The sequence below is a fragment of the Microbacterium bovistercoris genome, from assembly GCF_003387575.1.
In the GTDB taxonomy this organism is placed as follows: domain Bacteria; phylum Actinomycetota; class Actinomycetes; order Actinomycetales; family Microbacteriaceae; genus Microbacterium; species Microbacterium bovistercoris.
On sequence record NZ_QUAB01000011.1, the window covers coordinates 1 to 22,383 of the forward strand.

Genomic DNA, 22,383 nt, shown 5'->3' on the forward strand with positions numbered 1-22,383 from the left:
CCGACCAGTCGCCGCGCGCGACCGCGGGCGCCTCGACGCCGGCGGCGGCGAGCGCGTCGCGCCAGCCGCGCTCGCGCTCGGCTGCCGCGTACGAGCCGGCGGGACCGGCGAGGTGATGCACGACGGAATGCCCGGCGGCGAGCAGGTACTCGGTCGCGGCACTGGCGCCGGCGGCGTGATCGGTGCCGACGATCGTGAAGCGATCATCCGGCGGGGAGTCCACGACGACCAGCCGGAGCCCGGCGGACGCAGCATCGCGGGCGAGCGCCGTGGCCTCGTTCAGCACGACCGCACCGTCGACGCCCTGATCGTGCAGCCGGTCGAAGGCCGCCGCGATGTCGCCGTCGGCACCGAGGGTCACGACCGTGAGGGCGTACCCGCGGGACGCCGCGGCCTCGGCCACCGCCTGCAGCATCCGGGAGTTGCCGACCGTGGCCAGGGTCTGCGCGACGAGCCCGAGCGTGTGGGTGCGGCCAGTGCGCAGGGCGCGTGCTGCCCGGTTCGGGCGGTATCCGAGTTCGGCCATCGCCAGCTCGACCCGCGCCCGGGTGTCGGGGTCGACCTTCGGGCTGTCGTTGGCGACGCGCGACACGGTCTGCCCGGAGACCCCGGCGCGGGCGGCGACCATCGCCATCGATACGCGTCTCTGCTCGGTCATCCGGTTCCTCTCCCGTTGAATGTTGACGTTACCACGGGGGCGCGCTACCGTGTTGACGTGAACATCCGCACTCTCGGCGCCGGCGTCATCGCGCGCGACACCCGCCTCGCAGACGGCCGCGAGCTGATCTACTACGACGACCCGGGCACGACGCTGCCGGCCGAGCGCAGCATCGACGCCCGCGACCTCGACCCGCGCCCCGAGACCGCGACCATGCGGCAGGACGTGCTCACCGGCGACTGGATCACCTTCGCCACCAAGCGCCAGAACCGCGTGCTGATGCCCGGCGCCGACGCGGACCCGCTCGCCCCGCAGACCCCGACGAACCCCTCCGAGGTGCCGTCGCTCTACGACGTGGCGGTGTTCGAGAACCGCTCCCCCGCGTTCGGTCCCGCCCTGGCATCCGCGTCCGGTGGCGCGCCCGCGGCGATCGATCCGCCGCAGGGTCTCGACGACCTGACCGCGATCGGCATCGGCCGCTCGCGCACCAGCATCGGACGGTGCGAGGTGGTCTGCTTCAGCCCCGAGCACGCAGGCTCGTTCGGCACGCTGTCGCCCGTGCGGGCCCGCACCGTCATCGAGGCCTGGGCCGACCGCACCGCCGCCCTGTCCGCCCTGCCCGGCATCGAGCAGGTGTTCCCGTTCGAGAACCGCGGCGAGGCCATCGGCGTCTCGCTGCCGCATCCGCACGGACAGATCTACTCCTACCCGTACGTGACGCCGCGCACGCAGCGGCTGCTCGAGGTCGCTTCGCCCGATCTGTTCGCGCGCATCCTCGAGTCCGAACAGGCGTCGTCGCGCGTCGTGCTGCAGGGCGAGCACTGGACCGCGTTCGTGCCCTTCGCCGCGCGCTGGCCGCTCGAGGTGCAGCTGATGCCGCACCGGCACGCCGCCGACTTCTCAGAATTGACCGCCGCAGAGCGCGATGAACTCGCCCCGCTCTACCTGCACCTGCTGCGCGGCGTCGACGCCCTCTACTCGTCGCCGACGCCGTACATCGCCGCGTGGCACCAGGCCCCGGTGCACGTCGGCCGCGATGCCGTCCGGATGCGGCTCGAGCTGACGAGCCCGCGCCGCGCCGCCGACAAGCTGAAGTTCCTCGCCGGATCCGAGGCCGCGATGTCGGCCTGGACCGCGGAGATCCTCCCCGAGGATGCCGCCGCGCGCTTGCGCGACGCGATCGCCTCGGTCCCCGCCCCCTGACCCACGCCCGACGTCGCAGAAATACCGGATGTCGCAGACTCTCCCGCGTCCCGCTGCGACATCGAGTACTTCTGCGACTTGACGCACTTGGAGAACCTCATGACCGCACTCACCGCCGCCCGTGACCTGCTCGGCACCGACCCCGACGGCATCTGGTCTGCGCCCGGCCGGGTGAACCTCATCGGCGAGCACACCGACTACAACGAGGGCTTCGTGCTGCCCTTCGCGATTCCGCATCGCACCTTTGCTGCGGCGCGGCTGCGCGAGGACGACCGTATCCGCGTCTCGTCGACGTTCGCCGAGGAACCGGTCGAGGTCGCGCTCGCCGACCTGTCCGCCCTGTTCCCGAGCGAGGGCGACCTGCGCGTGCCGGAATGGTCGGCGTACGCGCTGGGTGTCGCCTGGGCACTGCGCGACCTGGATCCGTCCGCCCCCGGCATCCGCGGTGCGGACATCGCGATCGCGTCCGATGTGCCGGTCGGTGCGGGGCTGTCCTCCTCCGCGGCGATCGAGGGGGCCGTGGCATCCGCTCTGAACGACCTCTGGAATCTGGGCCTCGATCCGGTCGCGCTCGCGCGAGCCGGACGTCGCGCCGAGAACGAAGCGGTCGGCGCGCCGACCGGGATCATGGATCAGATGGCGTCGATGCTCGGGGTCGCCGACGCGGCGACCTTCCTGGACTGCCGCACGCTCGAGACGCAGTCGATCCCGACCGGCTTCACGGATGCCGGACTCGAGCTGCTCGTGATCGACACGCGCGTGAAGCACGCGCACTCCACCGGCGGCTACCGCGACCGGCGGGATGCCTGCGAGCGCGGCGCCGCACTGATGGGCGTGCCCGCGCTGCGCGACGTGACAGTCGACGACCTGCCGCGGGCGGCGGAGCTGATGGACGACGTGACGTTCCGCCGGGTGCGGCACATCGTCACCGAGAACCAGCGCGTGCTCGACACCGTCGCCGCGCTGCGGTCCGACGGCCCGCGCGCGATCGGCGATCTGCTCACCGCATCGCACGCGTCGATGCGCGACGACTTCGAGATCTCGGTCGCCGAACTCGACACCGCGGTCGACGCGGCGCTGGAGGCCGGCGCGCTCGGCGCTCGGATGACCGGCGGCGGCTTCGGCGGCGCTGCGATCGCGCTCGTCTCGCACGCGGACGTCGCCGCGGTGACGGATGCTGTCGAGTCGGCATTCGCGGATGCCGGATACCTGGCGCCGCACATCTTCGCGGTCGCCCCCTCCGCCGGCCCGCGCCGCGACGCCTGATCGAGCCCGCCTCTGCCTCTCGCTGTTCCGGTCTCACTCGTTGCGGGTGCCTTCGCCCCCTCACCCGCAACCGCTGAGACCGGAACAGAGCGGCAACGGATCGTAGGATGGCCGGATGCTGATCCGCCCCGCCACCCCCGACGACGCGCACGGCATCGCGGTGGTCCACGTGCGGTCGTGGCAGGCGGCCTATCGCGGGCTGCTGCCCCAGCCGGTGCTCGACGACCTGTCGGTCACCGAGCGGGCGAAGGGCTGGCGGCGCCTGCTGGAGCCACATCGGCGCGCAGACGGCCCGACCTCCCGCACGATCGTCGCCGAGGTCGACGGCCGCGTGCTGGGCTGGGCGTCGTTCGGCGATCCGCGCGAGGACGAGATCGCGGATGCCGGTGAGCTGTGGGGCATCTACGCCCATCCGGACTCCTTCGGGACCGGCGTCGGACACGCCCTGATCGCCGCCGTCGAGCAGGCGCTGCAGGCTGACGGGCATCCGGTCGCCTATCTCTGGGTGCTGGACGGCAACGAGCGCGCCGCGACGTTCTACGAGCGGCACGGCTGGATCGCGGACGGCGCGACGAAGGTCGAGGAGCGCCCGCACCTGCGACTCTTCGAGCGCCGCCGCGTCAAGCGACTGATCTGACCCAAAGCCTCTCTCCGATCGGCACTTCGGTCCCGACTGCGACTCACCCTCCACAGATATCCGATTTCCTTCCGCTCCGGTCGCTCAATTAGCCAGTACGACCCCGGAAACACTGGGCAACTGGGCGACCGGAGCAGCGTGAGTGGAGCAGGGAGGCTGTGGAGAACCGATTCTCGAGTGGGCCCGTCATGGCACGTTGGCCGACATGACCGCACGGCGCCCACTCTCCCCCTCTCTCGACACGCGCTTCACCACCGCCGCGGCAATCGATCACGGCACCGGTAGACATCGCCTCCGTGCTGCCGACCTCGATGCGCCGTTCTACGGAGTGCGCGCACTCGTCGATCGAGCAGTCGAGGCCGATCCCGAAGCCGATCCGTATGCCCTCCAGGCGGCGCAGCGCCGCGACCGGGTTCGGGATCTGGCACCCCGGCTCCTGCCGGATCAGTTCGTCAGCCACGAATCAGCTGCTGCGATGCATCGCGCACCATTACCGCTCGAATTTCAGAACGACCAGGTGGCCGACCTCGCTCACGCGCCGGTGCACGTCAGTGCCGTCGGAGCCGGGCCGATACCCCGCGGGGAAGGCGTGCACGGGCATCGTGACCGCAAGGGACTCGCGGACGTCGTCGAGATCGACGGGATCGCGGTGACCTCGCCGGCCAGCACTTGGGCTTCCCTCGGTCACCTCCCTCTCGCCGACCTGGTCGCGGTCGGTGACCACTTCTGTCGAGTGTGGCGCGAGGGACGCGGACGCCCCGACGTCGGTAGGGCTCCGATCGCGACGGTCGGCGATCTGCGCCGCGCGATCACGGCGGGGCGCCGGGTCGGCATCGTGCGGCTGCGCGAGGCCGTCGAGCTGGTGCGGGAGGATGCCTGGTCACCCCGTGAATCCGCCGTCCGTGTCGTGCTGTGGCAGTGGGGCCTTCCCGAACCGGCGCTGAACGTGGACATCTTCCACGTGGGGCGGTTCCTCGGATGCGTCGACCTCGCCTACCCCGATCTGAAGATCGCGATCGAGTACCAGAGCGTCCTGCACACGGAGCGGTATGCGAAAGATGTCGAGAGATTCGACGCTCTTCGCGCCGCGGGTTGGATCGTCATCGAGGTGACAGCCGAGCTTCTGCAGCATCCGAAGCAGCTCGCGTACCGTGTCCGCCGCGCGATCGAAGCCCGCCGCCCGGGCCGATCGCTGTTCCGGTCGCGCAGTTGACCAGTCCCGGGGCCGTTCGACTAGCAAAGCGAGCGACCGGAGCAGAGTACCGACATCGCTCCGGTCGCTCGATTGGCTAGTCCCGAAGCGCTCGCACTAGCAAAGTGAGCGACCGGAGCAGGGGGCGAAGCCGCACCGGTCAGGCGGCCGGGCGCCCGGCGTCGGATGTGCGGATCGGGTAGAGCCAGAAGCACAGCCAGGCCAGGGCCGTGAACCCCAGCGGCACGACCGCGAGCATGATGCGCACGGCGCCGTCGACCGACGCCGGCTGGGCATCACCGAGCGAGGCGTCGAACCCCGATGCGGTCAGCACCCAGGCCGCGACGACCGCCTGCAGCACCACCGAGCCGCGCACCACGAAGCCGTTCACTCCGAAGTACACACCCTCACGCCGATGCCCTGTGCGGGCCGCGTCATCGTCGATGATCTGTCCGAGCATGATCTCGAGCAGCTGAAGCAGTCCTCCGACGCCGACACCGACCGCCAGGCCGACCAGCGCAGCCCCGAGCACCGAGGACGGCCACAGGAAGCACAGCACCGCGATCCCGAAGATCGCGACGCCGACGAGCACGGCGGTGCGCGGCGAGGTGCGCCGCACGAAGGCGCTCCACCCGATGATCGATGGGATGGCCGCCGCGAAGATCGCCCCGAGCAGGATGCTCGCCTCGCCCTCGGCCGCGTGCAATGAATACCGCACGTAGAACGGGATCGCCGCGATGATGATCGCGACCGAGGTCTGCACCATCAGCGAGCCCAGCACGTACGGCACGAAAGCGCGGTTCGCGAAGGTGTACCGCAGCTGGTCGCGCCAGGACATCTCCGCATGCACAGACGGCGACGAAGACCGCTCCACCATTCCCCCGACGAACGACCACGTCAGAACGCCGAGACACACCGCACCGAGGATGAGCGCCATCGCGGGCCAGCCCAGCGACCCGTAGATCGTCGGGGCGATCGCGGTGCCGAGCACCATGCCGAGGATGCCGAAGATCTGCCGAGGCACGTTCCCCGAGGCTCGCTCCGCGGTGGTGCGGAAGATCTCGGGGAACAGCGCGGACACGTTCAGCACGACCACGACGAACGCCACGTCGTACACCGCGACGATCACGATGAACCAGGCGATCAGCCCGCCGACCGGCAGCGCCGGCGGCATCCAGATCAGGGCGAAAGCGACCACGAGCGGCACGATCCCGAGCCCGATCCACGGCACGCGTCGCCCCCAGGGGGTGCGCATCCGATCGGACAGCGCCCCGACCACGGGATTCAGCACCGCGTTCAGGATGCCGTGCGCGATCATCGCCACCGCGACCCATGCCGCGGGCACACCGAGGTGCGCGACGTAGAAGTACACGACGAACGCCGAGAACGTCTGAGACATCAGCTGGATCGGGAAGCCGGATGCTCCGAAGGCGATGCTCTGCGCGCGCGCCGGTGCGCCGTCGAGACGGCGGTCGCGGATGCCGGTGACGAGGGTCATGCCCGCTGCACGTCCCTCAGATCGCGCCAGCCCACCCGCACCAGGCCCTCGTCGGCGATCACCGCGGCGACCGCCGGGTCGGCGAGCAGCCGCAGCTCATGCCCGCGCTTGGGCGCCGCATAGTCGACCGTCGCGCGCAGCTCGTCGTCATCGACCATCGGATGCAGGAAGATCTCTGTCACTCCCGTCGGCACGGCCCGCAGCAGCTCCAGAAAACCGGAGAGCACCTGCTCGTAGGTCTCCTCGTCGTCGGTGCCCTCGCCGGCCAGTTCGAAGGGGTGCGTCCAGGTGCGATCCGGGATGACCACCCCCGCGGCATCCGCGGCGGCCGCCGCCTGGTCGATCAGCGGCTGCATGACCGGATCCGCCTCGAGGCCCGTGCCGTAACGCGGCAGCCGGAACGGCAGCCCGTGCGCGGCGGCGAGCGGCAGCACCTGCGCGAGGAAGTCGCGCCCTGTTTCGAGCCCGTAGACCGAGCCCATGTGGTTGTCGAGGTGCGTGACGTCGATGCCGGCGGCGAGCGCCGCCTCGAGCTGGGCGGCGAGCTCGGCCGCGACGTCCGCCTCAGTCGCCTGCTGCTCCACCTCGAGGCAGGTGTGCGGGAAGTATCCGTCGGTGTCCGTGAGCGAGGTGCTGCTGCCGGTGAGCGGGCGCCACCGGTACCCGCTCCATTCGCTGGTCAGCACGAGGTGCACCCCGATGTCGAGGTCGGTGCGGGATGCCGCGAACGCGGCGGCGTCCGGTGCCCAGGCGCACGGCATCATCAGGGTGGTCGAGTCGAGGTGTCCCGTCGAGAGCAGGCCGGTGATGGCCCGGTTCGCGGCTCGGCACATGCCGAAGTCGTCGGCGTTGAGGATGATCGCCCTGGCGCCGGCGGGCAGGCCGAGGCGATCGGTGAGAGGTACGGGCATGATCTCTACGTTCTGCTGGATGCGGGTGTGACGATGCGGGTGAACAGGGTGGCACGCAGGGCCTCGGTCGCCTGGGAGACAGCCCCGACCAGCGGGGCCTCCGCGCCGAAGGCGGACAGCGCGAACGACAGCGGCAGCTGCGCGTCGAACTCCTCGGCGGCGCCACGCACGGCCTCGAAGAGCACCGGGTGTGCGGCGTCGCCGGCGAGCACGATCAGCCCGGGGTCCATCACCAGCGTGATCGACCCGGCGATGAGCACCAGCCGGCGGGCGATCTCCGCAGCCATGACACGCGCGCTCTCGTCGCCGGATGCCGCGGCCTCGAGATGGGCCGGGAGCGGCAGCGACGAGTCGCGGCCGGCCACCAGCGCCAGATCGGCGGTGACCGCGTGTCCCAGCACCGGCGCCCCGACCGGCAGCGGCGTCTGCGGTAGGTAGTTGATCTCACCGGCGATGCCGGAGACGCCGCGGTGCAGTGCGCCGTCCACGATGTAGGCGGCTCCGAGTCCGTCGTCGAGCAGCAGCAGCGCGAAGCCCTGCTGCTCGGCGCCGACCGGTCCGGACAGCTCGGCGAGCGCCGCGAGGTTCACGTCGTTCTCGATGCGCACGGGGCAGCCGAGCCGCTCGGCGAGCGCAGCGCGGAAGGCTCCGCCGTCCGGGCCCTGGTCGTCACGGATCTCGCCGTCTGCGCGCACGATCCCGGGCACGGCGACGACCGCGACCAGCACCGGCGCGGTCGTCGTCGCGCGGCACTCGTCCAGCAGCGCGGCGATCGCCTCGACGCGATCGCCCACGACCGGCAGGGGGCCGTGCGCCTCGGCGCGGATCGCCCCGGTGGCATCGAGCAGGACCACATGGATGTCGTGATGATCGATGTGGATCGCGGCGGCGACACCCAGCCGCGGGTTCAGTCCGACGCGGGTCGCTGCGGGTCCCTTGGTGGCGCGTTCCACCCCGGCGGATGCCACGGCGTCGCGCGATTCCAGCATCCGCAGCACCTGCGTGACGGCCGTGCGCGACAGCCCGGTCTCGGTCATCAGCTCGGCCCTGGTGAGCGCGCCCCGTCTGGCGAGCGCCTCCAGGATCGCGCGTGCGTTCATCGTCCGCAGCAGGGTCTGGGGGCCTGCAAGAGGTCTGGTCAACGTGCATCCTCGCGTTTCGTCCGGAACAGTCTGGCACAGCCCCTCGGATGCCGCGACACTTCGCGTCGTACTCGGGCGCGGGATACTGGAGGCGATGAGCGAAGCACCGATCGTCCAGACCGAGTCCGGTCCTGTGCGGGGCATCCGTCGCGAGCAGGATGCCGCGTTCCTCGGCATCCCGTTCGCTGCGCCGCCGACCGGCCGGCGCCGGTTCCTGCCGCCGCAGCCCGTCGCGCCGTGGACCGAGGTGCGCGACGCGACCGCCTACGGCGCGACGCCGCAGCGGCGCGAGGAGCCGAACGCGCTCATCCCGGAGCCGTCGGTGAAGGGCGCGTCGACGTTGAACGTCAACGTGTTCACGCCCGGCCTCGCCGGCTCGGCTCCGGTGCTCGTCTGGATCCACGGCGGCGGGTACTCCTCCGGCTCCCCTGCCAGCCCCTGGTACGACGGACGCACGTTCACCCGCGACGGCGTCGTCACCGTGACCGTCTCGTACCGGCTCGGCTTCGACGGCTTCGGCGTCATCGACGGGGTGCCGGACAACCGTGGCGTGCGCGACTGGCTGGCGGCCCTGGAGTGGGTGCAGCGGAACATCGCCGCGTTCGGCGGCGACCCGGGTCGGGTGACGATCGCGGGGCAGTCCGCCGGCGGCGGGGCCGTGCTCACTCTGCTGGGCATGCCGGCTGCGCAGCACCTGTTCCACTCCGCGATCTCGATCTCCGGGGCCCTCGGCGATCTGCCGCGCTCTCTCGTCGAGAGGCGCAGCGCGCTGCTGGCCGACATGGTCGGCGTCGAGCCCACGCTGGAAGGATTCCGCTCGGTCACCGAGCGGGCGCTGACCCGCAAGCAGTACGAGGCCTCACTGCTGGGGAAGACCGGTCTGAAGGCCACCACCGCCGTGCTGATGGACGGGCTGCCGTGGGGGCCGGTGATCGACGGCGAGCTCATCACGCGTCCGACGGTGGACTCGCTCGCCGCGGGTGTCGGCGCCGGCAAGCCGCTGCTGCTGGGCGCCACCGACGACGAGTTCACCCCGGCGATGGATGCCGCACCGCGCGCCCTGCGGTTCGTGCCGGCGTCCCTCGCCCTGCGGCTGCTCCGTCCGGCCAGGGCGCTGCGCCGCTCCTGGCTCGTCGCGAACCGGCCGCAGCGCCGGAAGGGCACCGCGGCGACCTTCGGCCGCTTCGTCACCGACACGGTCTTCCGCTCGCTGGTCGTGCGGGTCGCCGAGGCGAGAGCGGATGCCGCCACCTGGGTATACCGCTTCGCGTGGGCGTCCCCGAAGACCGGCTGGTCGAGCCACTGCCTCGACGTGCCGTTCTGGTGGGACTGCCTGGGCTCGGAGCGCGTCGCCGCGCTGGCCGGAGACCATCCGCCGCAAGGGCTCGCGGACGACATGCATTCGGCGGCCGTCGCATTCACGACGCGGGCCGACCCCGGCTGGCCGACCTGGCGCACCGAGCCGGGCATGTCCCGCGTGTTCGGCGACGTGCCCGCGCTCTCGCGCTCGGCCTACGACGACGCGCTGCCGCTGGCCTGATCCGCCGACATCACTTGCCCATGCCCAGGGTGAGCCCCTCGGTGAGGCGACGCCCCAGCCAGAGGTAGATCGCGAGCATCGGCAGCACGACGATGCAGAGACCGGCGAACAGCCCGCCCCAGTCCGCGCCCGAGTACGTCTGCTGCTGGATGAACGAGATCAGCGCCACCGGCAGGGTGTACTTGTCCGTGGACTGCAGCAGGGTCAGAGCGAGCAGCGTCTCGTTCCAGTGCGAGATCATCTGCAGCACGAAGGCGGTCAGGATGCCGCCCTTGGCGAGCGGCAGGGTGATGCGCCAGAACGTGCCGAACGCGGTGGTGCCGTCCAGCGCCGCGGCCTCCTCGAGCTCGGCCGGCAGCGACCGGAAGAACGCGATGAGCAGGAACACGGTGAAGGGCATCGAGACGCCGATGTAGACGAGGTTCAACCCGAGCAGACTGTCGGTCAGGTACACCTCGTTCAGCATCACGAACAGCGGGATGAGGATCACCTGCGCCGGGATGCCGAGTCCGAGCACGAAGTACATCGTGAGCGAGTTCGTGAACCTGTTCTCCACTCGGCCCAGGTAATAGGCGGCGGGCGCCGCGATCGCGACGGTGAGGAACGACGACACGACGGTGGTGACGACGCTGTTCAGGGTGGCGGTGGCGAAGTCGCCCACGGTCCAGGCGGTGACGAAGTTCACCGGGTCGAGCGAGGTCGGCAGTCCCCACGGGTCGCTGAGGATCGAACGGGTGTCGCGGAACGCCTGGATCACCATCCAGACCATCCAGGCGATGTTCAGCACGACGAAGGCCCACAGCAGCACCAGGCCGATGCCGCGCAGCAGGCTGCGGTCGTGGCCGATCGCCGCGCCGCGCCGGCGCGGACGCGACGGGCGGCGGGTCGGGGGCGTCACGAGAGCCCGGGTCGTGATCTCTTCGGGAAGCACGTCTGCAGAGGTCATGGTCATTCCTAGAACTCGATCGCGTCGCGCTTCATCACGCGACGGAGCAGGACGACGAGCACCGACACGAGCGCGAGCGACAGGATCGCGGAGGCGCTGGCCATGCCGTACGCGGGGATGGACTCGCCGGAAAACGCCGTGACGTAGGTGTACACCGCGGTGCTCCAGGTCTGGGTGGGCGGGATGCCCTGGCCGGTGGATCCGCCGAAGATCCAGATGATCTCGAAGATCTTCACGGAGGAGATCGTCCACAGCACCGCGCAGGTGCCGAACACGTCCCAGGTGAGCGGCAGGATCACGTATCGGAGCCGCTGCCAGGCGTTGGCGCCGGCCAGCGCGCAGTCCTCGTAGTAGTACGGCGGGATGCGGTCGACCCCCGCCATGAGGATGGTCGTGTAGTAACCGGTGGTGATCCAGGTGAGCATCACCATGATCAGCGGGAACAGGTTGTCCTGCGCCAGCCACGCGGGCGGGTCGGTCACGCCGAGCCAGCCCAGCAGGGTGTTGACCAGGCCGCCGGGGTTCAGTACGAATCCGGCCAGCACGCCGAAGATCATCGCGTTCACCAGGTGCGGGAAGAAGATCACCGAACGGGCGATCTTGCGCCCGGCCATGTCGCGCAGCACCAGGGTGAGACCGAACGAGACGATGAAGATCGCCGCGCCCACGACGAACAGCAGCAGCAGGGTGTTGCCGAACGACTTCAGGAACAGCTGGTCAGAGAACAGCCGGATGTAGTTGCCGAACCCGACGAACTCCATCGGGCCGGCGCCCGACCACTTGGTGAAGCTGATCCAGATCGCGTAGACCGCCGGTCCCACGAACAGCAGGCTGTAGAACAGCAGCGCCGGCCCGACGAAGGGGACGAACAGCCGCTTCCGTGCCCGGTCGATGGCGTTGCCGCCGGAGCGGGATGCCCGTGAGGCACCCCGCCCGGCGACACCCGGCATCGCTGCCGTCTGGGTCATGAGTTCTGCTTCCAGTAGTCGGCCTGACCCGACTCCATGGTGGCGACGAACTCCTTCGCGGTGACCTTGCCGAGCACGAGGTCGTTGATCGCCGGCCAGAGCAGCTTCTCGGTGTAGCCCGGGAACGAGATGCCGTCGTTCTGCTGGTAGAACGCGTCGGCCGAGTCGAGCGCGGCCTTCACGGTCTCCATCTCGGGGCTGGTCGCAGCGTCCTGTCGCACAGGCAGGATCTTGGCGTCGGTGCCCAGTGCGTCCTGGTACTTCTTCTGCAGGAAGAAGGTGGCGAACTTCTGCGCGTTCTCGGCGTTCTTGGCCCTGGCGGGCACTGAGAAGCCGACGAAGTCGGCGCGGGCGACCTTCTCGCCGCCGTCGACCGTCGGGAACGGGAACGAGGAGTACTCGAAGCCGTCGGCCGCGTACGGGCCGGTCTCGGTCGGGATCCAGGTGCCGTTGAACATCAGGGCGGCCTTGTTGTCGGCCCATGCCTGCTGCTGCGCCGGCCACTTGCTGGCGTTGTAGCCGGAGATGAAGTAGCCGCCGTCGACCAGCTGCTGCACCATCTCGGCGGCCTCGAGCGCCTCGGGCTCGTCCCAGGCCTTGCCGCTCTTGTCGGAGGCGATCTCGAGCAGTGCGCCGGGGCCCGCGATGTGCACGATGGCCGCGGTGTACCAGTAGGCGTTGTAGCCGGCGACGTCGCCGTCGATCGCGATCGGCACCTCGTTCGCCGCCTTCAGCTTGTCGAGCTCGGCGATGAAGGCGTCCCAGTCTGCCGGCGGCGCCGAGACGAGGTCGGGGTGCGTGGCGGCGTTGAACCAGACGGCGTCGCTGGTGAGCGAGTAGGGCAGCATCCAGGGGGCGTCGTCGCCCTTGCGGGTGAGGATGTCGCCGGCGAGGTAGGCCTTCGGGATGAGGTCTGCGGCCTTCTCGCCGTCGACGTCGGCGGCGTAGGCGTCGGCGAGCGCCTTCGCCTGGCCGCTCTCGGCGAGCACCGGCGCGAGCTTGGCGAACGAGCCGTCGATGAGGTCGGGCACCTTGTTGGTGTTCAGCGTGGGGACGACCTTCTTCGTGTTGTCACGTCCCTGCCACTGCACGTCGACCGTGATGCCGGTCTCCTTCTGGAAGTCGTCGATGGCGGAGGCGAGGACCTTCTGCTGCGCCTCGCCCTCCTTCCACATCGACCAGTAGGTGAGCGAACCGCCCTCGCTCGAGTCGCCGCCCTGGGTGGATGCGCAGCCCGCGGCGGTCAGCGCCAGCGCGCCGACAACGACGAGTGCGGAGAGCTTTCGGATCTTCGCCATCGGGTTTCCTTTCGATCGGGAGGGCCACGTCGCCGCTCCGAGCACGACTATCACCCGCCAGGAAAGGAGCAATCAATGAGTATTGCGAAGATTCCTCTCCTGCGCGTCCTCGGTTCTGTGCGGACGGCGCCGGGTGCAGCAGAGGAATCCTGAGCTGGTCACAGAATCCCTCTTTATTCCTCTCTTCCTGGACAGAAGAATGAGAGGACTGCCACGAGAGGAGGCACCATGACCGATCGACGAGGATCCGTGGTGCGCGACGCCGACGCCAAGGGTCTGAAGTTCGAGATGCTCGCCGACCAGCTGCGGCGCGGCATCCTCGCCGGCACCTGGACCGCCGGCGAGAAGCTGCCGACGGAGCAGCAGCTCGCCACCGAGACCGGCCTCTCGCTCACCACCGTCCGCCGGGCGTTCGACGAGCTCGTCGCCGAGCGGATCGTCGTGCGCCGCCAGGGTGCAGGCAGCTTCGTGGCGCACATCCGTCCCCGTGACGAGAAGTCCCGTCGGCGCATCGGCGTGCTGCTGCCCGACACGCAGCTGTACTACCCGCGCGTGCTGCAGGGCATCGACGAGTCGCTGTCCGCTGCGGGGGCCACTCTGCAGCTGTCCACGTACCGCTACGAACCCGAGCGCGAGGACTCCGCGATCGCCTCGCTGCTGGACGCCGACATCGACGGGCTGCTCATCGCTCCCACGCTCACCGGCATCGACGATCCGGCCGCGCGTGCACGCGAGCTGATGGAGCTGCCGGTGCCGGTCGTGCTGGTCGAGCGCAGCCTGCCCGACCTCGGCCCCGCCGACACCACCGAGCACGTCTGCTCCGACCACCGCGGGGGCGCCTACGACGCCGTACGGCACCTCGCCGGCCTGGGTCACACCCGCATCGCTCTGCTCACTCGCGAGCGCACCCCGACCGAGGCGGGCGTGGTGCGCGGCTACCGGCACGCCGTCGCCGATCTCGGGCTGGCCGGGTCGCTGGAGTTCGCACAGTCCAAAGCGGACTGGATCGCCGACTCGGCGCAGTCCGCCTATCGCAGCATCCGGGACTTCGAGGCGACCGCCGCCCTCGTCTTCGGCGACCGCGAGGCGACGCTGCTGGAGGGCGCCATCCGGCGCGACGGCCTGCGTGTGCCCGAGGACATCGCCCTGGTGTCGTACGACGACGAGGTCGCCGACCTCGCGGAGGTGCCGCTGACCGCGGTCGCACCGCCGAAGTACAGGATCGGGCGGATGGCGGCCGACGTGCTGCTGCGACGGCTCATCGAGGGCGACGACTGCCCCCTGCATCAGATCAGGCTCCGGCCCAGGATCGTGATCCGCCGCTCCTGCGGCGCGCGCGATGCCTGAGGCACAGGACCACGGAACAAGGAGAAGCATGCGCATCGGTCTGATCGGAGCGGGCGCCGTGGCGCCCTTCCACGTGCGGGCGGCGTCGGTGCTGGCGGGAGCGGAGCTCGCGGCGGTCTGCGACATCGACGAGAGTGCGGCGCGACGCGCCGCTCACCTGGCCCCCGGCGCCCGCGTGTTCACCGACCATCGCCGGATGCTCGAGGACGACGCCGTCGACGCGGTGATCGTGAACACCCCGCATGCCCTGCACCTGCCGATCGCGATCGAGGCGGCCGAGGCGGGCAAGCACGTCCTGGTGGAGAAGCCGATGGCCACCAGTGTCGAGGACTGCGACCGCATCGCCGCGGCCTGCGCCTCGGCCGGCGTCGCGCTCACCGTCGGGCACATCCAGCACTTCCTGCCCGACAAGACCGCCGCTCACGCCCTCATCGCCTCCGGCGAGCTCGGTGCAGTGCAGCTGGTGCGTGACAACCGCAGCACCGACTACCGCCCCGGCACCCGCTCGCCGTGGTTCTTCTCCCGCGAAGTGGCGGGCGGCGGCGCCCTGTTCAACATCGGCGCGCACTGCCTGGACCGCTCGCTCTGGTTCGGCGGCGCGCGCGCCTCCGAGATCTCGGCATCGGTGGCGAACCGCTTCGGTTCGCCGGTCGAGACCGACGGCGTCCTGCGACTGCGGCTCGAAAACGGCGTCGGCATCGCGATCGCCGTGGTGAGCGACCCGCCGACGCGCAGTGACAGCCTGACCGTGGTCTGCGAGCAGGGCGTCGTGGAGGCCGACCCTCGCGCGGGCACGACGGTGCGGATCGACGGGCGCACCCGCGTGCTGCACGCACCGACCGAGCACGACATCCAGACCGGGTTCACGGCGCAGCTCGCCGACTTCCTGCAAGTGATCGACGGCGGCACCCCGGCCGTGCCGCTCGAGCACGCCCGGCACGTCGTCGAGCTGATCCTGGCGAGCTATCGCTCGGCCGAGACCGGCACCACCAGCATCCTCGGCCGGGTGCCCGCATGAGCGCCCGCCCGAACATCGTCGTCTTCCTCAGCGACGACCAGGGGCCATGGGCGCTCGGTGCGGCCGGCAACACCGAGATCCGCACCCCGGTCCTCGACGACCTGGCCGCCCGCGGCACCCGCCTGGACCGGTTCTTCTGCACCTCGCCGGTGTGCTCCCCCGCCAGGGCCAGTCTGCTCACCGGCCGCATCCCCTCCGCGCACGGCGTGCACGACTATCTCGACGGCCCGAACACCGGGCCGGACAGCGTCGACCTCCTCGCCGGGCAGCCGTCGTACACGGATGCGCTGGCGGATGCCGGATACCGCCTCGGCCTCTCCGGCAAATGGCACCTCGGCGCGAGCGACGTGCCGCGGCGCGGATTCGTGCACTGGTACGCGCTGGAGGGCGGTGGCAGTCCGTACCACGACGCCCCGATGCTGCGCGGCGCCACGCCCGAGGTCGCTTCCGGCTACCTCACGGATGCGATCGCCGATGACGCGATCGCATTCCTCGACGCGGAGGCCGGGCAGGACGCCCCGTTCTTCCTGGCGGTGAACTTCACCGCCCCGCACAAGCCGTTCGCCGGGCAGCATCCGGACGAGTACACCGAGCCGTACCGCGACTGCGCCTTCGAGAGCTGCCCGCAGGAGGAGCCGCATCCGTGGCTGCAGACGCTCGGCGGCGGTCCGATCGGCGGTGAACCCGACGCCCGCGAGGCCCTGATCGGCTACTTCGCCGCGGTCACCGCCATGGATGCCGCGATCGGACGGGTGCTCGAGCGACTGCGCGCACACGACCTGGAGCAGGAGACCATCGTGGTCTTCCTGAGTGACAACGGCTTCAACTGCGGCCAGCACGGCATCTGGGGCAAGGGCAACGGCACGTTCCCGATGAACATGTACGACGAGTCGGTGCTGGTGCCGTTCATCGTCTTCGCTCCCGGCAGGGTGGCGGAGGGCCGCGTCGTGCACGACCTGCTCAGCGCCTACGACTTCCCGGCGACCCTGCTCGAACTGGCGGGGATCGACGGCGCCGCGTTCGAGGAGGGACCTGGCCGCAGCTTCGCGACACTGCTCGAGGACGGGGCCGACGAGACCGCCGACGAAGACCGCGCCGTGGTGGTGCACAGCGAGTACGGCCCGGTGCGGATGATCCGCACCCGGCGCCGCAAGTACGTGCACCGCTTCCCGTACGGTCCGCACGAGTTCTACGACCTCGAGGCGGACCCCGGCGAGCGCGAGAACCTGATCGACGACCCGGAGCACACCGCGGCGGTCGCCGAGCTGAGGCAGCGGATGCACGGCTGGTTCGCCGAGCACGCCACGCCGGATGCCGACGGATCGGCACTGCCGGTCTGGGGCGCCGGCCAGCTGACACCGCTCGGCGACGACCCGGCGGGCGCCTTCGCCCCGCCGGGGTGGGACGGCGCGGCCACCGTACGCTGAACAGAACCGTCGACTCGCCAGGAGGCACCGTGACCCGCCCGAACATCCTGTTGATCGTCTCGGACGACCACGGCTACGCCGACATATCCGCGCACGGCACGCCCGGCGTGAAGACCCCGGTGCTCGACCGGCTCGCCGCGGAGGGCGCCACGTGCACCGACGCCTATGTCACTGCGCCGATCTGCTCGCCGTCGCGCGCGGGCATGATCACCGGGCAGTACCAGCAGCGCTGGGGCGGGCTGTGGTTCGACTCGGCGCACATCGGCACCGAGCCGACCATCGCCGAAACGCTGCGCGAAACCGGCTACGCCACCGGATACTTCGGCAAGGTGCACTACGGCGACGAGACCTCCGCCGACCGGGGCGCCCCGCCGCACCACGGCTTCGAGGAGTCGTTCTACGGCCTGGCCGGGCAGTCGATGGGCCGACTGCACTACCAGCACCACTCCGCCGCCGCGGTCGAGGAGTACGGCGAGGCGGCGCGACCGATGGGCGTGCAGCCGTTCTGGTCGGGCGAGGAACCGGCGGAATTCGACGGCTTCACCACCGATGAGATCGCCGATCGCGCGATCGACTTCATCGGCGGCGCCGGTGACGGGCCGTACTTCGCGATGGTCGCGTTCAACGCCGTGCACAACTTCTGCTGGCAGCTGCCGGAGGAGGAGCTGGCCGCCCGCGGCCTGCAGGGCTTCGAGGACTGGCACCCCGGCGCCTCCGAGTACCTCGACTGGTACGACGGCGCGATCAGCCCGAACCTGCCGGACGGGCGGGCGTACTACCTCGCCCAGCTCGAGCTGATGGACCGCGCGATCGGACGCCTGCTCGACGCCGTGGACGGCCAGGACACGATCGTCGTCTACCTCACCGACAACGGCGGGTCGCAGTGCAACTACGGCGACAACGGCGATCTGCGCGGCACGAAGTACACACTCTGGGAGGGCGGCATCCGCGTGCCGTTCCTGGTGCGCTGGCCCGGCGTCACGAAGGCCGGATCGGTGGTCTCCGAGCCGGTCAGCGCTCTCGATCTCGCGGCGACGTTCGCCGCGGCGGCCGAGACCGCGCACGCCGGTGACGGCGTCGATCTGCGGCGGACGCTGGCGGATGCTGCCGGTGAGGCCGATCGCGAGCTGCACTGGGACTGCGGATGGCAGTGGGCGGTGCGCCGCGGGCCATGGAAGCTGCTCTCGGTCTCGGGCGACGACCCGACGGCGCTGTACGTGGCGCGCACCGAGCACACCGACACCGGGAACGGCCTGTTCCTCATCGACCTGTCCGCCGACCGCGGCGAGGCGAGGAACCTTGCGGATGCCAGACCCGAACTGGTCCGCGAGCTGACCGAGGCGCACGAGCGCTGGCGCACCGAGGTGGGACTGCCTGCGCGGGGCTGACCAGAGCGCCGTCCCTCGTCTCAGCTCTGTGAGGCTCAGTCCGCGTACGTCGCGGCGAGCGCAGCGTGGCCGGCCCAGGCGTCGCCGCCGGCGGCCAGTTCGGCGAGCAGCGCCCTGGCCAGGTGCGCCGCCTCCGGAGCATCCGACCTGCTGTGCAGCTCGTACGGGTCGGCGACGAGGTCGCAGTATTCGACGGAGAGGCCGTCATCCGGATGCCACGTCGCGACGAGCTTGGCGTCCGGCGTGCGCAGGCCACGGGCGCTGGACGGGTCGCTGCGCGACGCGTACCGGTAGTAGACGACCGGATCGTCGGCCGCGCCCGCCTCGCCGCGCAACTGCGGTGCGCGATCGTGCCCTGGGAAGGTCCCGGCATCCAGTCCCGCCAACCCCAGGATCGTCGGGGCGAAGTCCAGTGACGACACGGTCGCGTCGCAGACGCCGGGCGGCACGATGCCGGGTGCGTGCACGATCAACGGCAGTCGCATCGACTCCTCATGGGCGACGTTCTTGTAGAGCAGCCCGTGGCTGCCCAACTGCATCCCGTGATCGGCGGTGAACAGCAGCACCGTGGGCCGGCCGGATGCCTCGATCGCTGCGGCCAACCGACCGATCTGCTCGTCGACGCCCGTGACGGCCGCGAAATAATCTCGGGCGATCTCCTCGGCCTCCGCCGCGACCGCCGTGCCGTGCGGCACATTCGGGCGCACCAGCAGCTCTTCCGCGGTGCGATCCGCGTACAGCCGGCGGTAGCACTCCGGCACCTGATCGAACGGCTGGTGCGGCGGGTTCAGCGACACCATCAGGGCATACGGTTCCTCGCGCGGTGTCGCCAGGAAGTCGAGCGCGACATCGACCTCGTGCTCGGCCGACCAGGCGTCCACATCGACACGGGCGTCGCGGCCGGCATCCGCCGTCCAGTAGTGCGGGGCGAGGTGCCGGTCGGCGGCGCCGTAGGAGTGCCAGAAGTCGAAGCCGAACCGGCGTTCCGGGGGCGACCACGCGTCCCACACCTTTCCGTCGTCTCGGCGCCCCTCGCCGAAGCGCTCGTCGTCGGGCACCGGCGACTCGAGGTGCCACTTGCCGATGTAGCCGGTGCGGTACCCGGCATCCCGCAGCACGCTCGCCCACGTCGCCACACCGTCACGCAGACCGACGCCGTCCTCCGCCGACTCGGAGTGCACGTTGAGGGTCACTCCGTTCTGCTCCGGCCGCAGACCGGTGAGGAACATCGCCCGGTGCGGGCTGCACACCGGATACGAGCTGACCGCCTGCGTGACCCGGCATCCATCCGCGGCGCGCCGATCCAGGTGAGGGGTGGCGACCGGGTCGCCGCCGGGCTCGATCGCCATCGCGCGGAACTGGTCCGCCATCACCACGAGGATGTCCGGTCTGTCAGTCACCTGCTCAGTCAATGCGCTTGGAACACGAGGAATCAACATTGATTCCTCGTCTTTCCTCCTCCTAGCGTCGCTGACATCGACCGAAGGAGATCGTATGTTCACCCCCTCCCGCAGGAATGTGCTGCAGCTCGGCGGCCTCGCCGCGGCGGCCGTCCTGTTCGCCCAGACCGGCCCGCTGTCCGCCTCCGCCGCCATCCGTCCGCTCGCTGTCGACGTGCCCGAGATCGAGGCGCTCCGCCTGCGCTGGGTCGAGACGCTGACAGGGCGCAGCATCATCGCGGCGAACCCCGCAGCCTTCGCCGGCGCCATCGCACGCCAGGACAGGGCGGCGGATGCGCTGCTCGCGAAGGTGAGTCCCACCGCCACCCGATTCTTCTCGGATCAGGACTGGGCGATCGGCGCCACCGACATCGCGAAGTCCAACGCGATGAGGATGAATTACGTCGGAATCCTCTCCCTGGCGGTGTCGTGGGCGACCCCCGGATCGAAGCACGAGGGCTCCCAGGCCGTGCTCGACACCGCCCGCAACGGACTCGCGCACATGCACGAGCAGATCTACAACACCGGGACCACGTGGTGGGGCAACTGGTGGTCGTGGAACATCGGCGCCCCGCAGCCGCTCGCGAACGCGATGGCGATCCTGCACGATGAGCTCGACCCGTCCGAGATCGACGCCTACAGTGCGGCGATCGATCACTTCCTGCCCGAGCGCGACCCGCGCAAGCAGCAGCACCCCAGTGGCGTGCAGCTGTCCGATGGAGCCAACCGCGTCGACATCTGCCAGTCGATCATCGTGCGCTCCATCGTGCAGCCCGACGAGGAGCTGCTGCGCAGCGCCGTCTCCGCGCTGAGCGACACCTGGCAGTACGTCACGGAGGGGAACGGCTTCTTCCGCGACGGCTCGTTCATCCAGCACTCCACGATCGGCTACACGGGCACCTACGGACTGGTGCTGCTGGGCGGACTCGCGAAGCTGTTCTCGCTGCTGTCCGGCACCTCGTTCGACGTCACCGATCCCACCCGCAGCAACATCACCGGCGTCGTGGAGCGCTCGTTCGCCCCGTTGATGTACCGCGGCCAGATGATGGACGCCGTACGAGGGCGCGCGGTGTCCCGCTTCGCGGAGCGCAGCGTCACCGACGGCAACGACCTCATCGAGCACACGCTGCGCCTCGCCCAGTCCTCCGACCCCGTCACCGCGGCACGCTGGCGCGGCCTGTGCCGGCAGTGGATCGAGGGCAACACGGCCGCGAACATCACCACGACCACGAGCATCGTGCGGCTCTCGCTGGTGACCGAGCTGCTCGGCTCGGATGTCGTACCCGTCGCCGACCCCACCGGACCGCGGTTCTTCCCCGCGATGGACCGGCTCGTGCACCGCTCCGCCGACGGCGCCTGGGCGCTGTGCGTGGCGATGTGCTCGAATCGGATCGCCTGGCATGAGGGCACTGACGCCGAGAACTTCACGGGCGTCAAGACCAGCCAGGGCATGACCTACCTGTATCTGCGCGATGACGACGACCACTTCGACGACGAGTTCTGGCCGACCTCCGACCTCGCCGCGCCTCCCGGCACCACCGTCGATCTCACGCCTCTCCCCCGCAACCCGGAGGGCCAGTGGGGCGGGACGACGCCGGCGAACGAGTGGACCGGTGGCGTGACCTTCGAGGACACCGCCCTGGCGGCGATGCACCTGGTGGCACCCGGCGGCACCGGCCTGGTCGCCCGCAAGGCGTGGTTCACCCTGCCCGACGGGATCGTGGCTCTCGGCGCCGCCATCTCCACCGACAGCTCCGGCGAGGTGCGCACGGTCGTCGAACACCGCAATCTCGGCACCTCGGCCCGACACCTGCTCGTCGACGGCGCGGAGGTCACCGCGGAGACGTCGATCTCGAATCCGCGATGGGCGCACCTGGACGGCACCGGCGGCTACGTGTTCCTCGACGACGCCCGACTCGTCGCCGGGGTCGCCACCAGGGAAGGCAGCTGGCGGGGCATCAACACCGGCACCGCCGCGGGCACCGAGGTCGTGCAGCGCCGCTCGTACGGCACGCTGCACATCACGCACGGCGCCGGCGCCGCGGCATCCGGAGGCTACGCCTATCTCGTGCTGCCCGGGGCGGATGCTGCGGCGACGCAGGTGGCGGCGGCTGCGCCGAAGGCCGAGGTGATCCGCAACGACGAGGTCGCCCAGGCGATCCGGCACTCGTCGTTCGTCACCGCCGCCGCGTTCTGGCGGGCCGGTTCGGCGGGCGATCTCACCGCCGACCGTGCCGCGTGCGTGATCGCGCGGAAGACGCCCGGCATGGCGCGGATGTCGGTGAGTGACCCGACGCAGTCGGCGTCGACGCTGGTCGTCGATGTCGCGGGCACGGCCGTGTCACGGGTCAAGGGCGCGGATGCCGGACGGGTCTCGCTCGCCCGTCACGGCGACGGCGTACGCCTCACGATCGACGTCTCGGGCACCGCCGGCGAGACTTTGGAGTTCTCGCTGCACTCCTGAGCTCCCTCCTCGCACAAGAGGGGTCAGAATCTGCGGCATCC

Annotated in this window: 18 protein-coding genes; 10 read left to right on the forward strand and 8 right to left on the reverse strand. The window is 70.5% G+C overall.

What is annotated here, in order from left to right; genetic code table 11:
- Nucleotides 1-658, reverse strand: a 658-nt coding sequence (locus DY023_RS00975) for a LacI family DNA-binding transcriptional regulator (protein ID WP_245958526.1), incomplete at its 3' end; no start/stop codon positions are given.
- A 57-nt stretch (nucleotides 659-715) separates the two neighbouring features.
- Between DY023_RS00975 and galT the strand changes: the two genes are divergently transcribed.
- The 4 genes from galT (at nucleotide 716) to DY023_RS00995 (ending at nucleotide 4,977) form a co-directional block, all read left to right on the forward strand.
- Complete coding sequence (gene galT, locus DY023_RS00980; RefSeq protein WP_116240480.1) at nucleotides 716-1,861, forward strand: galactose-1-phosphate uridylyltransferase; 1,146 nt, start codon at nucleotides 716-718, stop codon at nucleotides 1,859-1,861.
- Nucleotides 1,862-1,960: 99 nt separating this feature from the next.
- Complete coding sequence (gene galK / locus DY023_RS00985) at nucleotides 1,961-3,127, forward strand: galactokinase (protein ID WP_116240481.1); 1,167 nt, start codon at nucleotides 1,961-1,963, stop codon at nucleotides 3,125-3,127.
- 115 nt (nucleotides 3,128-3,242) lie between these two features.
- Nucleotides 3,243-3,764 (forward strand): GNAT family N-acetyltransferase, encoded by a 522-nt coding sequence (locus tag DY023_RS00990; RefSeq protein WP_116240482.1) that lies wholly within the window; start codon nucleotides 3,243-3,245, stop codon nucleotides 3,762-3,764.
- Nucleotides 3,765-3,969: 205 nt separating this feature from the next.
- Nucleotides 3,970-4,977, forward strand: coding sequence for a hypothetical protein (locus DY023_RS00995; RefSeq protein ID WP_116240483.1), 1,008 nt, complete (start codon nucleotides 3,970-3,972; stop codon nucleotides 4,975-4,977).
- Nucleotides 4,978-5,116: 139 nt separating this feature from the next.
- On the opposite strand, the gene DY023_RS01000 is transcribed toward DY023_RS00995, so the two are convergent.
- The 3 genes from DY023_RS01000 to DY023_RS01010 are packed head-to-tail and all read right to left on the reverse strand — an operon-like array spanning nucleotide 5,117 to nucleotide 8,507.
- Entirely contained in the window at nucleotides 5,117-6,454 is a 1,338-nt protein-coding gene (locus DY023_RS01000) for an MFS transporter (protein WP_116240484.1), read from the reverse strand.
- Nucleotides 6,451-7,365, reverse strand: a complete 915-nt coding sequence (locus DY023_RS01005; protein ID WP_116240485.1) for a ChbG/HpnK family deacetylase — start codon at nucleotides 7,363-7,365, stop codon at nucleotides 6,451-6,453. The genes DY023_RS01000 and DY023_RS01005 overlap by 4 nt, the downstream gene beginning before the upstream one ends.
- Before the next feature lie 5 nt (nucleotides 7,366-7,370).
- Entirely contained in the window at nucleotides 7,371-8,507 is a 1,137-nt protein-coding gene (locus DY023_RS01010; RefSeq protein WP_116240486.1) for an ROK family transcriptional regulator, read from the reverse strand.
- A gap of 94 nt (nucleotides 8,508-8,601) precedes the next feature.
- Here DY023_RS01010 and DY023_RS01015 point away from each other — a divergent pair, with 94 nt between their 5' ends.
- The gene (locus DY023_RS01015) at nucleotides 8,602-10,047 is read left to right on the forward strand and encodes a carboxylesterase/lipase family protein (protein WP_116240487.1); all 1,446 of its coding nucleotides are present in this window, start codon (nucleotides 8,602-8,604) and stop codon (nucleotides 10,045-10,047) included.
- Between the two features lie 10 nt (nucleotides 10,048-10,057).
- Here the strand turns inward: DY023_RS01015 and DY023_RS01020 are convergent, their stop codons facing one another.
- Genes DY023_RS01020 through DY023_RS01030 form a run of 3 tightly spaced genes read right to left on the reverse strand, consistent with a single transcriptional unit; the run spans nucleotide 10,058 to nucleotide 13,259 of the window.
- Nucleotides 10,058-10,993, reverse strand: coding sequence for a carbohydrate ABC transporter permease (locus DY023_RS01020; RefSeq protein WP_116240528.1), 936 nt, complete (start codon nucleotides 10,991-10,993; stop codon nucleotides 10,058-10,060).
- An 8-nt stretch (nucleotides 10,994-11,001) separates the two neighbouring features.
- A complete protein-coding gene (locus DY023_RS01025) occupies nucleotides 11,002-11,961 on the reverse strand; it encodes a carbohydrate ABC transporter permease (RefSeq protein WP_116240488.1) in 960 nt (319 codons plus the stop codon).
- Nucleotides 11,958-13,259 carry an ABC transporter substrate-binding protein gene (locus tag DY023_RS01030; RefSeq protein WP_116240489.1) on the reverse strand — a complete coding sequence of 434 codons (1,302 nt, stop codon included), beginning with the start codon at nucleotides 13,257-13,259 and terminating at the stop codon, nucleotides 11,958-11,960. The genes DY023_RS01025 and DY023_RS01030 overlap by 4 nt, the downstream gene beginning before the upstream one ends.
- A gap of 228 nt (nucleotides 13,260-13,487) precedes the next feature.
- Between DY023_RS01030 and DY023_RS01035 the strand changes: the two genes are divergently transcribed.
- From DY023_RS01035 to DY023_RS01050, 4 genes are read left to right on the forward strand one after another with little or no spacing between them, the layout of a single operon-like run.
- Nucleotides 13,488-14,606: a GntR family transcriptional regulator gene (locus tag DY023_RS01035; protein WP_116240490.1), complete on the forward strand. Its 1,119-nt coding sequence runs from the start codon at nucleotides 13,488-13,490 to the stop codon at nucleotides 14,604-14,606.
- A 28-nt stretch (nucleotides 14,607-14,634) separates the two neighbouring features.
- Nucleotides 14,635-15,624: a Gfo/Idh/MocA family protein gene (locus tag DY023_RS01040; RefSeq protein ID WP_181905663.1), complete on the forward strand. Its 990-nt coding sequence runs from the start codon at nucleotides 14,635-14,637 to the stop codon at nucleotides 15,622-15,624.
- Nucleotides 15,621-17,051 carry a sulfatase family protein gene (locus DY023_RS01045; RefSeq protein ID WP_116240492.1) on the forward strand — a complete coding sequence of 477 codons (1,431 nt, stop codon included), beginning with the start codon at nucleotides 15,621-15,623 and terminating at the stop codon, nucleotides 17,049-17,051. Before DY023_RS01040 ends, DY023_RS01045 begins: the two co-directional genes overlap by 4 nt.
- 29 nt (nucleotides 17,052-17,080) lie before the next feature.
- On the forward strand, nucleotides 17,081-18,439 hold the full coding sequence (locus tag DY023_RS01050) for a sulfatase family protein (protein ID WP_116240493.1): 1,359 nt from the start codon (nucleotides 17,081-17,083) through the stop codon (nucleotides 18,437-18,439).
- 35 nt (nucleotides 18,440-18,474) lie between these two features.
- On the opposite strand, the gene DY023_RS01055 is transcribed toward DY023_RS01050, so the two are convergent.
- Nucleotides 18,475-19,839: a sulfatase family protein gene (locus DY023_RS01055; RefSeq protein WP_181905664.1), complete on the reverse strand. Its 1,365-nt coding sequence runs from the start codon at nucleotides 19,837-19,839 to the stop codon at nucleotides 18,475-18,477.
- 94 nt (nucleotides 19,840-19,933) lie between these two features.
- Here DY023_RS01055 and DY023_RS01060 point away from each other — a divergent pair, with 94 nt between their 5' ends.
- A complete protein-coding gene (locus tag DY023_RS01060; RefSeq protein ID WP_181905665.1) occupies nucleotides 19,934-22,342 on the forward strand; it encodes a polysaccharide lyase 8 family protein in 2,409 nt (802 codons plus the stop codon).
- The last annotated feature ends 41 nt before the right edge of the window (nucleotides 22,343-22,383 follow it).